The 9,916-nt window shown below is 72.2% G+C and carries 12 protein-coding genes; 1 reads left to right on the top strand and 11 read right to left on the bottom strand.

Annotation, left to right across the window (positions count from 1 at the left end; genetic code table 11):
* Window positions 1-747: histidine kinase (locus tag ABZ914_RS39065; RefSeq protein WP_500199540.1), on the bottom strand; the 747-nt coding region annotated here is incomplete at its 3' end.
* Between the two features lie 168 nt (window positions 748-915).
* On the opposite strand from ABZ914_RS39065, the gene ABZ914_RS39070 reads away from it, so the two are divergent.
* Window positions 916-1,491 carry a hypothetical protein gene (locus ABZ914_RS39070; RefSeq protein WP_500199541.1) on the top strand — a complete coding sequence of 192 codons (576 nt, stop codon included), beginning with the start codon at window positions 916-918 and terminating at the stop codon, window positions 1,489-1,491.
* On the opposite strand, the gene ABZ914_RS39075 is transcribed toward ABZ914_RS39070, so the two are convergent.
* The 10 genes from ABZ914_RS39075 to ABZ914_RS39120 all read right to left on the bottom strand — a co-directional run.
* Entirely contained in the window at window positions 1,457-2,242 is a 786-nt protein-coding gene (locus ABZ914_RS39075; RefSeq protein ID WP_500199543.1) for a class I SAM-dependent methyltransferase, read from the bottom strand. The two genes, ABZ914_RS39070 and ABZ914_RS39075, sit on opposite strands and share 35 nt — an antisense overlap.
* Window positions 2,243-2,322: 80 nt before the next feature.
* Window positions 2,323-2,676, bottom strand: coding sequence for a metal-sulfur cluster assembly factor (locus ABZ914_RS39080; RefSeq protein WP_190856385.1), 354 nt, complete (start codon window positions 2,674-2,676; stop codon window positions 2,323-2,325).
* Window positions 2,673-3,131, bottom strand: coding sequence for a Fe-S cluster assembly sulfur transfer protein SufU (gene sufU / locus ABZ914_RS39085; RefSeq protein WP_190856384.1), 459 nt, complete (start codon window positions 3,129-3,131; stop codon window positions 2,673-2,675). The genes ABZ914_RS39080 and sufU overlap by 4 nt, the downstream gene beginning before the upstream one ends.
* 62 nt (window positions 3,132-3,193) lie before the next feature.
* Window positions 3,194-4,477 (bottom strand): cysteine desulfurase, encoded by a 1,284-nt coding sequence (locus ABZ914_RS39090; protein WP_190856383.1) that lies wholly within the window; start codon window positions 4,475-4,477, stop codon window positions 3,194-3,196.
* Window positions 4,474-5,241, bottom strand: a complete 768-nt coding sequence (sufC, locus tag ABZ914_RS39095; protein ID WP_500199545.1) for a Fe-S cluster assembly ATPase SufC — start codon at window positions 5,239-5,241, stop codon at window positions 4,474-4,476. Before sufC ends, ABZ914_RS39090 begins: the two co-directional genes overlap by 4 nt.
* Before the next feature lie 15 nt (window positions 5,242-5,256).
* A complete protein-coding gene (locus ABZ914_RS39100) occupies window positions 5,257-5,574 on the bottom strand; it encodes a Rieske (2Fe-2S) protein (protein ID WP_190856381.1) in 318 nt (105 codons plus the stop codon).
* Window positions 5,575-6,714, bottom strand: coding sequence for a Fe-S cluster assembly protein SufD (gene sufD, locus ABZ914_RS39105; protein WP_500199548.1), 1,140 nt, complete (start codon window positions 6,712-6,714; stop codon window positions 5,575-5,577).
* On the bottom strand, window positions 6,714-8,123 hold the full coding sequence (sufB, locus tag ABZ914_RS39110) for a Fe-S cluster assembly protein SufB (protein ID WP_190856379.1): 1,410 nt from the start codon (window positions 8,121-8,123) through the stop codon (window positions 6,714-6,716). The genes sufD and sufB overlap by 1 nt, the downstream gene beginning before the upstream one ends.
* Window positions 8,120-8,953, bottom strand: coding sequence for a helix-turn-helix transcriptional regulator (locus ABZ914_RS39115; RefSeq protein WP_387017950.1), 834 nt, complete (start codon window positions 8,951-8,953; stop codon window positions 8,120-8,122). Before ABZ914_RS39115 ends, sufB begins: the two co-directional genes overlap by 4 nt.
* Before the next feature lie 103 nt (window positions 8,954-9,056).
* The coding region (locus ABZ914_RS39120; RefSeq protein WP_500199549.1) for a universal stress protein at window positions 9,057-9,916 on the bottom strand (860 nt) is incomplete at its 5' end.

Genomic DNA, 9,916 nt, shown 5'->3' on the forward strand with positions numbered 1-9,916 from the left:
CCCGATCATCCGACGCATCTCCGCCAGCCCCTGCACGCTGTTCTCCCGGATCACCGTCATCGCCCGGTCCAGGCCCTCCCGGTCCAGGTCGCGGACCTTCAGCACGGCCGAGGAGTGCAGCGCGACGGCGCTCAGATGGTTGGCGATCACGTCGTGCAGCTCGCGCGCCATCCGGGCGCGCTCGGCGCCGACGGCGGCGCGCCGGTCCATCTCGGCGAGCCGCGCGACCTGCCGGGCGCGCTGCCGCTCCGCCTCCGCCCGGGACCGGTGCTCCCGGACGAGCATCGCGGTCAGCACCGGCGTCACCCACACCGCCGCCGCGAGCGCCCCGGCCACCACGCCGAGCGCGAGGTCGCGCGCCAGCGCGCCGGTCACCGCCAGGACCGCGACGGTCCCGCCGGCGGTCGCGCCGAGCAGCCCTTCCGCCGTCCGCCGCGGCCGGCCGTACAGGCTCGCCGCGTACAGCGCGTCCCCGTAGATCATCGCGGTGGCGATCGACGGGCCGAACGCCACGTCGAGGAAGTTGAACGGGGTGGAGATCGCCAGCGCGGTGAGGGGGGCCGTGCGCCGCAGCAGCATCGCCCCGCACAGCCCGGCGAGCGGCACCAGCCGGAGCCCGGCGGGCGGCCAGTGGTCGGTCCAGGTGCTGTACCCGTGCGCCGCCAGCAGCACCAGCCCGGCCGCCAGCGCCCCGGCGGCGATGAGCGCGTCCTGGGGCGTGGTGAGGCGGCGGAGCCTGGAGAGCACGGATCCATCTCAGCATCCCGCCGGGACCGCCGCGTCCCTCTCGCTGAGGGCACCGCGTACATCCTTCGGAGGACCCCGAGAACCTCATCGGCGACGACGCCTCGCCCCTCCGCCGTCCCCGACCATCGAGACACAGGCAATGGAGGGGCAAACGGAGGGGGGAGCGCCATGCTCGTCGGGATCATCGCCGCCTGCGAGATCGGCTTCTGGGTCGTTCTCGCGGCCGGTCTGGTCGCCCGCTACCCGCTGCGGATGCGCAGGACCGGCGCGGCGCTCCTGCTGGGCGTCCCGCTGGTCGACCTCGTCCTCCTCGCGGCCACGGTCGCCGACCTGCGCGGGGGCGCGACCGCGGGCTTCGCCCACGGCCTCGCGGCGGCCTACCTCGGCTACTCGGTCGCGTTCGGGCACGGCATGGTCCGGTGGGCCGACGAGCGGTTCGCGCACCGCTTCGCCGGCGGGCCGCCGCCCCGGCGCAAGCCCCGGTACGGCCGGGCGCGCGCCCGCTACGAGTGGGTGGAGTTCGGCAAGGCCGCCGTCGCGACGGGGATCGGCTGCGCGCTGCTGCTGGCGATGATCGCGCTGGTCGGCGACCCCGGCCGGACCGCCGCCCTGACCGGCTGGACGGCCCGTCTCGGGCTCGTCCTCGCGATCTGGTCGCTGTGGCCGATCACCCACACGCTGTGGCCGTCCAAGCCGAAGGGCGGGGCGGCTAGCCCGCCCGCAGAGCGCGCGCGGCCAAGGTGACGATCGGCAGGTCGAACTCGCCCTCGGCGGTCTCCGGTGTCGTCCTCAGGAACTCGACGATCCGCTCGGTCACCTCCGCCCGCTCGGCCTCGTCGAGCACGAGCATGTGCGAATGCGTCCCGATCGTGGCCGCCATCGACTCGGCCGTGCGGCGCTGCGCGTGCGGGAACTCCGCCCGCTCGAACAGCGGGAACCACCGGGTCCCGGGCAGGTCCTTCGGCTGCCACCGCCGGTACGACACGCTGCTGCGGGAGACCCGCTTCAGCTCCGCGACCCACGGGACCCGGTCGTCGTCGGTGTTCCACAGGCCCGCGAGCACCCCGCCCGGGGCCAGCACCCGGTGGATCTCCGGCAGCGCCCGGTCCAGGTCGAACCAGTGCATCGCCTGCCCCACCAGGACGGCGTCGACCGCGGCGTCCGGCAGCGGGATCGCCTCCGCACCGCCTCGGAGCGCCCGCACACCGGGCACCTCGCGGCGCAGCTCGTCCAGCATCGCCGCGTCGGGCTCCACGGCCACCAGGTCCGCGGCGTCGACGCCGTTGCGGAGCAGCACCTGTGTCAGCTTGCCCGTGCCGGCCGCCAGGTCGAGCACCCGGAGGGGCCTGCGGTCCGCCACGGGCTCAAGTGCCCACCGCACCGCCGCGTCGGGATAGTCCGGACGCTCCCGCGCGTACGCCGCCGCGCTCCCGCCGAACGACGAGGCCCTGCGCGCCACCAGTGCGGGATCGCTGTCGGGAAAGGCATCCTTCACATCGCCTCACCCTAGACGCGCCCGGACATGCGCGAGGCCGCGCCCCCGGCGGGGAGGCGCGGCCTCGCGGCGGCTCGGTGTCAGACGTTGAAGCCGAGGGCGCGGAGCTGGTCGCGGCCCTCGTCGGTGATCTTGTCCGGGCCCCACGGCGGCAGCCAGACCCAGTTGATCTTGACGTCCTTGACCAGGCCCTCCAGCGCGCTGTGCGCCTGGTCCTCGATCACGTCCGTGAGCGGGCAGGCGGCGCTGGTCAGGGTCATGTCCAGGGTCACGACCTCGTCGGCGAGGTTCACCCCGTACACCAGGCCGAGATCGACCACGTTGATGCCGAGTTCGGGGTCGACGACGTCCTTCAGGGCCTCGAGGATCTCCTCGTCGGGGACGGTGCCGGCCGCGGCGGTCGCGGGGGTCTCCTCCGGTGCGGTGTCGCTCATGATGCCTCTCCGAGTGCGCGGGCGGTCGCGTCCTTCCACGCCATCCAGGCGAGCAGGGCGCACTTGATCCTGGCGGGGTACTTCGACACCCCGGCGAAGGCGACGGCGTCCTCGAGGACGTCCTCGTCCGGCTCGACGTCCCGGCCGCGCGACTGCATCAGCGCCAGGAACTCCTCGCCGACCGCCATCGCCTCCTTCACGGACTTGCCAATGATCAGGTCGGACATCACCGACGCGCTGGCCTGGCTGATCGAGCAGCCCATGGCGTCGTAGGAGACGTCCGCCACCGTGGCGTCCTGGCCGTCGCCGTCCAGATGGACGCGGAGCGTCACCTCGTCCCCGCAGGTCGGGTTGACGTGGTGCGCCTCGCCCTCGTACGGCTCCCGCAGCCCCTTGTGCAGGGGGTTGCGGTAGTGGTCCAGGATGACCTCCTGGTACATCGCCTCCAGCTGCATGGCGTCCTTTCCAAGCCTTTCTCGCTACAACCCGGCCCCGGCGCGGGCTGTTCCTGCGGCCGTCAGGAGACGGTCCCGAAGAACTTCTGCGCCTGCCTGACCCCGTCGGCGAGCGCGTCGATGTCCGACAGGGTGTTGTAGAGGTAGAACGTCGCGCGGGTCGTGGCCGGGATGCCGAACCGGCGGCAGATCGGCCACGCGCAGTGGTGCCCGACGCGCACCTCGACGCCCAGGTCGTCCAGCACCTGGCCGACGTCGTGCGGGTGGATGTCCTCGACGGTGAACGACACGGCCCCGCCGCGCGCCTCGGTGGTGCCCGGCCCGATGATCCGGACGCCGGGGATCTCGCCGAGCCGCTTCAGCGAGTAGGCGACCAGCGCCTCCTCGTGGGCGTGGACGCGGTCCATGCCGATCTCGGCGAGGTAGTCGCAGGCCGCGCCGAGCCCGATCGCCTGCGCGGTCATCGGCACGCCGGCCTCGAACCGCTGCGGCGGCGGCATGAAGGTGGTCGCCTCCATGTGCACGACCTCGATCATGGAACCGCCGGTGATGAACGGCGGCATGGCCTCCAGCAGCTCCGAACGCCCCCACAGCACGCCGATGCCGGTCGGGCCGAGCATCTTGTGCCCGGAGAACGCCAGGAAGTCGGCGCCCAGCTCGGCGACGTCCACCGGCTGGTGCGGGACCGACTGCGCGCCGTCCAGCAGGACGAGCGCGCCGACGGCGTGCGCCCGCTCGGCGATCAGCTTGATCGGCGGGACCGTTCCGAGGACGTTGGACTGGTGCGTGAGCGCGACGATCTTCGTGCGCTCGTTGACCAGCTCGTCCAGGTTCTCCAGGTCGAGGCGGCCGTCGTCGGTGATGCCGAACCAGCGCAGGGTCGCGCCCGTCCGCTGGCAGAGCTGCTGCCACGGGACGAGGTTGGCGTGGTGCTCCATCTCCGACACCACGATCTCGTCACCGGGGCCGACCTTGAACCGCTCGGCCTCGGGGCCCGCCGTGGCGGCGTTGCTCATCGCGTACGCCACCAGGTTGATGCCCTCGGTGGCGTTCTTGGTGAACACGATCTCGCCGGGCGTCGCGCCGATGAACCGGGCGATCGACGCGCGGGCGTTCTCGTACGCCTCGGTGGCCTCCTCGGCGAGCAGGTGCGCCCCGCGGTGCGGCGCCGCGTTGTGCCGCTCGTAGAACTCGCGCTCGGCGTCCAGCACCCGCGTCGGCTTCTGCGACGTCGCGCCGGAGTCGAGGTACACCAGCGGGCGCCCGCCGCGGACGGTGCGCTGCAGCAGCGGGAAGTCCTTCTTGAGCTCCTCGGGGAGCAGCGTCCCCTCGGACAGAAGCGTCATGCCGTCGCCTCCGCCTTGACGTACTTCTCGTACCCCTCGTTCTCGAGCTGGTCGGCCAGCTCGGGGCCGCCCTCGGCGACGACGCGGCCGGCCGCGAACACGTGCACGAAGTCCGGCTTCACGTACCGCAGGATGCGGGTGTAGTGCGTGATCAGCAGGACGCCGGTCTCGCCGCTCGCGGAGAACCGGTTGACGCCCTCGGAGACGACCTTCAGCGCGTCGACGTCCAGGCCGGAGTCGGTCTCGTCCAGCACGGCGACCTTCGGCTTGAGCATCTCCAGCTGGAGGATCTCGTGCCGCTTCTTCTCGCCGCCGGAGAAGCCCTCGTTCAGGCTGCGCTGCGCGAACGCCGGGTCGATGGACAGCTCGTCCATCGCCTGCTTCATCTCCTTGGAGAACTCGCGCAGCTTCGGCGCCTCGCCGCGCACCGCGGTGACCGCCGAGCGCAGGAAGTTCGACACCGACACCCCGGGGACCTCGACCGGGTACTGCATCGCCAGGAACAGCCCGGCGCGGGCGCGCTCGTCGACGGACATGCCGAGCACGTCCTCGCCGTCCAGCGTGACCGTGCCGGAGGTCACCTCGTACTTCGGGTGGCCGGCGACGGCGTAGGCGAGCGTGGACTTGCCGGAGCCGTTCGGCCCCATGAGCGCGTGGGTCTCGCCGGCCTTGACGGTCAGGTCGACCCCGCGCAGGATCTCCTTCGTCCCGTCGGACCCGTCGGCGACGGAGACGTGGAGGTCGCGGATCTCAAGCGTGGCCATGGTGGTTGTCGTTCCTCAATCGTCGGAGCCGAGCGAGACGTAGACGTCGCCGTCCTCGACCTTGACCTTGTAGGTGGCGACCGGCTGGGTGGCCGGTGGGTTGGTGGGCTTGCCGGTGCTCAGGTCGAAGCAGGACCCGTGCAGCCAGCACTCGATGGTGCCGTTGTAGATCTCGCCCTCGGACAGCGACACCTCGGCGTGCGAGCAGATGTCGTTGACGGCGTAGACCTCGCCGCCGGTGCGGGCCAGCGCGACCGGCGTGTCGCCGATCTCGACGCCGAGGGCCCCGTCCTCGGGGATCTCCTCCAGCGCGCACACCTTGACGAAGCTCATCTACCCCTCCGCCCGCACGTCCAGCTCGGCCTCGATGGCCTCGGCGACCTTCTCGCGCACCTCGGGCACCTCGATCCGCTCGACCAGCTGGCCGAGGAACCCGCGCACCACCATGCGGCGCGCCTCGTCGAAGGTGATGCCGCGCGCCTGCAGGTAGAACAGGTGCTCGTCGTCGAGCCGCCCGGACGCCGAGGCGTGCCCGGCGCCGGCGACCTCGCCGGTGAGGATCTCCAGGTTCGGCACCGAGTCGACCCGCGTCCCGTCGGTCAGGACGAGGTTGCGGTTCAGCTCGTAGGTGTCGGTGCCCTCCGCCTCCGCGCGGATGATCACGTCGCCGATCCAGACGGCGTGCGCGTCCTGGTCCTGCAGCGCGCCGCGGTAGTCGACGCGGCTGCGGCAGTTCGGCACGGCGTGGTCGACCAGCAGCCGGTGCTCCAGGTGCTGGCCGCCGTCGACGAAGTACACCCCGTACAGCTCGGCGTCGCCGCCGGGCCCGTCGTAGGCGACGGACGGGGAGATCCGCACGAGGTCGCCGCCGAGCGAGACGTTGTGCGACAGGAACCGGGCGTCGCGGCCCAGCTTCGCGTGCTGGTGCGAGACGTGCACGCTGTCGTCCGCCCAGTCCTGCAGGCTGATCACCGAGAGGCGGGCTCCGTCGCCGACGACGAACTCGACGTTGTCGGCGTAGGTCGCCGAGCCGCGGTGCGCGAGCACCACGGTCGCCTCGGCGAACGGCTCCAGGATCACGGTGGTGTGCCCGTAGGCGGCGGCCGACGCGTCCTCGCCGCGCAGCCGGATCACGGTCGGCGCCGAGGCGACGACCTCCTTCGGCACGGTGACGACGGTGGCGTGCGTGAACGACGTCCACGCCTGCGCGCTGACCCGGTCGGCGGGCACGTACGCCCTGCCGAGCCGGGCGTCGTCGCGGCCGACGGTCTCGACGGTCACCTCGGGCGCCGCCTCGACCTCGGCGATGACCTTGCCGTTGGGCTCGGCCGTGCCGTTGTGCAGGCCGCGCAGCCGGCGCAGCGGGGTGAACCGCCACTCCTCCTCGCGGCCGGTGGGCACGTCGAAGTCGCCCACCTCGTACGAAGCCTTCTCGTGCAGGGTCGAGAGCGGCTTGCCGGTCTCCAGCCCCATCAGCCGACGGCCCCTTCCATCTGCAGCTCGATGAGCCGGTTCAGCTCGAGCGCGTACTCCATCGGCAGCTCGCGCGCGATGGGCTCGACGAACCCGCGCACGATCATCGCCATCGCCTCGTCCTCGGTCATGCCGCGGCTCATGAGGTAGAACAGCTGGTCCTCGGACACCTTGGAGACGGTGGCCTCGTGGCCCATCTCCACGTCGTCCTCGCGGACGTCGACGTACGGGTAGGTGTCGGACCGGCTGATCTGGTCGACCAGCAGCGCGTCGCACTTGACCGTGGACTTGCTGTGCTCGGCGCCCTCCTGGATCTGCACCAGCCCGCGGTACGAGGTGCGGCCGCCGCCGCGCGCCACCGACTTGGAGATGATGCTGCTGGAGGTGTTCGGCGCGGCGTGCACCATCTTGGCGCCGGCGTCCTGGTGCTGGTCCTCGCCGGCGAACGCGATCGACAGGGTCTCGCCCTTGGCGTGCTCGCCGAGCAGGTAGACCGCCGGGTACTTCATGGTGACCTTGGAGCCGATGTTGCCGTCGACCCACTCCATGGTGGCGCCCTCGTAGGCGACGGCGCGCTTGGTCACCAGGTTGTAGACGTTGTTCGACCAGTTCTGGATGGTCGTGTAGCGGACGCGGGCGTCCTTCTTCACGACGATCTCGACGACGGCGGAGTGCAGCGAGTCCGACTTGTAGATCGGCGCGGTGCAGCCCTCGACGTAGTGGACGTAGGAGCCCTCGTCGGCGATGATCAGCGTCCGCTCGAACTGGCCCATGTTCTCGGTGTTGATCCGGAAGTAGGCCTGGAGCGGGATCTCGACGTGGACGCCCGGCGGCACGTAGATGAACGAGCCGCCCGACCACACGGCGGTGTTGAGCGCGGCGAACTTGTTGTCGCCGACCGGGATCACGGAGCCGAAGTACTCCTGGAAGATCTCCGGGTGCTCGCGCAGGCCGGTGTCGGTGTCGACGAAGATGACGCCCTTCTCCTCAAGGTCCTCGCGGATCTTGTGGTAGACGACCTCCGACTCGTACTGGGCGGCGACGCCGGCGATGAGGCGCTGCTTCTCCGCCTCGGGGATGCCGAGCTTGTCGTAGGTGTTCTTGATGTCCTCGGGGAGCTCTTCCCAGGACGCCGCCTGCTTCTCGGTCGAGCGGACGAAGTACTTGATGTTCTCGAAGTCGATCGCCGACAGGTCCGAGCCCCAGGTGGGCATCGGCTTCTTGTCGAAGAGCCGGAGTCCCTTGAGGCGCAGGTCGAGCATCCAGTCCGGCTCGCCCTTCTTGGCCGAGATGTCGCGGACGACGTCCTCGTTCAGGCCGCGCCGCGCGGAGGCGCCGGCCTCGTCGGAGTCGGCCCAGCCGAACTTGTACCTGTCGAGCCCCTCCAGCTCGGGGTGGGCTGTAGTCATAGGGACGTCCTCCCGGACTCCTCGTCACTGGTGTGTGTCTTTTCGGGGGACCTCTCCCCCGCGTCCCCGCCAGGGGTGACGCTCGCTCCGGGATCCTCCGCCTGCCCCGTCCCGCACAGGGAGCGGGGGCTGACGTGGGTGGTGCAGATCCCGTCGCCGTGGGCGATGGTGGCCAGCCGCTGGACGGGGGTGCCCAGCAGCCGGCTGAACGCCTCGGTCTCGGCCTCGCACAGCTGCGGGAACTCGGCCGCGACGTGCGCGACCGGGCAGTGGTGCTGGCACAGCTGCTCGCCGCCGCCCGGCTGGGGCGCCTTGCCGGCGGCGGCCGCGTAGCCGTCGCCGGAGAGCGCCTCGGCGAGCGTGCGGACCCGCTGCTGCGGCGGCGCGTCCTGCACGACGGGCCGGTAGCGCCGCTCCAGGTCGGCGATCTGCCGGCGGGCGAACTCGGCGACCGCGTGGTCCCCGGCCGTCTCGGCCAGGAACCGCAGGGCGCTGCTCGCCAGGTCGTCGTAGGCGTGCACGAACGCGCTGCGCCCGGCATCGGTGATCGCGAACCACTTGGCGGGACGGCCGCGGCCGCGGCGGGTCTGCGGCGTCCGTGCCTTGCGGATCTCGATCATGCCCTCGGCCAGCAGCGCGTCCAGGTGCCGGCGGACCGCGGCGGGGGTGAGCCCCATGCGCTCGCCGAGCGTGGACGCCGTGACCGGCCCGTGCTCGAGGATCAGCCGGGCCACCCGGGCGCGGGTGTCGCGCTCGGTGTGGGAGGCGGCCGACGGCACGCCGGAAGGGCGCACGGGTGCGCTCTCCGGGGTCGCCTGATCCTCGCTCACGTTTTTCACAACATCAGTGTGCCGTAATTGCTTCCCCTGAAACACCGGAACGAGAATGTCCTCGCTCACGCAGGTTAGCCTTACCTAACCCTGGGCCTTCTCGTCAGGCGAAAGCGCCCGCGGCCCCGCGCGGGAGGACGAGCACCGGGCACGGCGCGGCCCGGACGATCTTGCCGGAGCCCTCGCCCAAGAAGACCTTGCGCAGCGGCCCGTCATGGCTGGACGGGCAGGCCAGCAGCTCACCCGGCAGCATATCCACCGCGGCCAGCGCGTTGGCGGTCCCCGTTCCGGCGACCGCCTCGGTCCTCACCAGCGTCCCCTCGCCCGCGATCCCGGTGAGCCGTGCGGCGGCGTCGGCGAGGTCCCGCTCGGCCCGGTCCAGCTGCCGTGCCATGACGTCGTCGGCGTTGCGGAACCGGGCCGCCAGCCCCGGCGGCCGCAGGACGAGGGTGACCAGCCGCACCGGTAGCGCCAGCGTCCGGGCGGTCCGCGCGGCCGCCTCCACCGGGCCGTCCGCCTCCGGCGCCCGCCAGTACGCCACCGTCAGCCGCTCGAACTGGTCGGGTGCGTGGACCGCGTACCCGCGCGGCGCCAGCAGCACCGGCACCGGCGAGCCGTGCAGCAGCTGGTCCGCGGTGCTGCCGATGGCGACGCGCCCGCGCCGGCCGCGCGGCGCGGAGCCGATCACGATCAGGTCCGCGCCGGTCTCGGCGGCCACCTCGATCAGCCCGCGCCCGCTGCCCCGGTGCGCGTGCACCCGCAGGTCGGTGCGCCGGCCCGGCACGCCCAGTTCCGCCAGCCGCCCGGCCGCCCGCTCCAGCGCGTCGGCCGCCCGCTCCCGCAGGTAGCCGACCCATTCGGCGTCGACCGAGCCCGGCCCGCGCGCCGGCCAGGCCGGGGGATGCACGTTCGCCACGGTCAGCCGGACGTCCGCCACCCTGCGCGGCGCCGCCACGCCCCGCA

The sequence above is a fragment of the Spirillospora sp. NPDC046719 genome (assembly GCF_040645715.1).
In the GTDB taxonomy this organism is placed as follows: Bacteria; Actinomycetota; Actinomycetes; order Streptosporangiales; family Streptosporangiaceae; genus Spirillospora.

Bases quoted from the DNA above. Each gene is read 5' to 3' on its own strand.
- sufC (WP_500199545.1), bottom strand. From the start codon at position 5,241: ATGGCCACGCTTGAGATCCGCGACCTCCACGTCTCCGTCGCCGACGGG.
- ABZ914_RS39100 (WP_190856381.1), bottom strand. From the start codon at position 5,574: ATGAGCTTCGTCAAGGTGTGCGCGCTGGAGGAGATCCCCGAGGACGGG.
- ABZ914_RS39080 (WP_190856385.1), bottom strand. From the start codon at position 2,676: ATGAGCGACACCGCACCGGAGGAGACCCCCGCGACCGCCGCGGCCGGC.
- ABZ914_RS39090 (WP_190856383.1), bottom strand. From the start codon at position 4,477: ATGACGCTTCTGTCCGAGGGGACGCTGCTCCCCGAGGAGCTCAAGAAG.
- sufU (WP_190856384.1), bottom strand. From the start codon at position 3,131: ATGCAGCTGGAGGCGATGTACCAGGAGGTCATCCTGGACCACTACCGC.
- sufB (WP_190856379.1), bottom strand. From the start codon at position 8,123: ATGACTACAGCCCACCCCGAGCTGGAGGGGCTCGACAGGTACAAGTTC.
- sufD (WP_500199548.1), bottom strand. From the start codon at position 6,714: ATGGGGCTGGAGACCGGCAAGCCGCTCTCGACCCTGCACGAGAAGGCT.
- ABZ914_RS39070 (WP_500199541.1), top strand. From the start codon at position 916: ATGCTCGTCGGGATCATCGCCGCCTGCGAGATCGGCTTCTGGGTCGTT.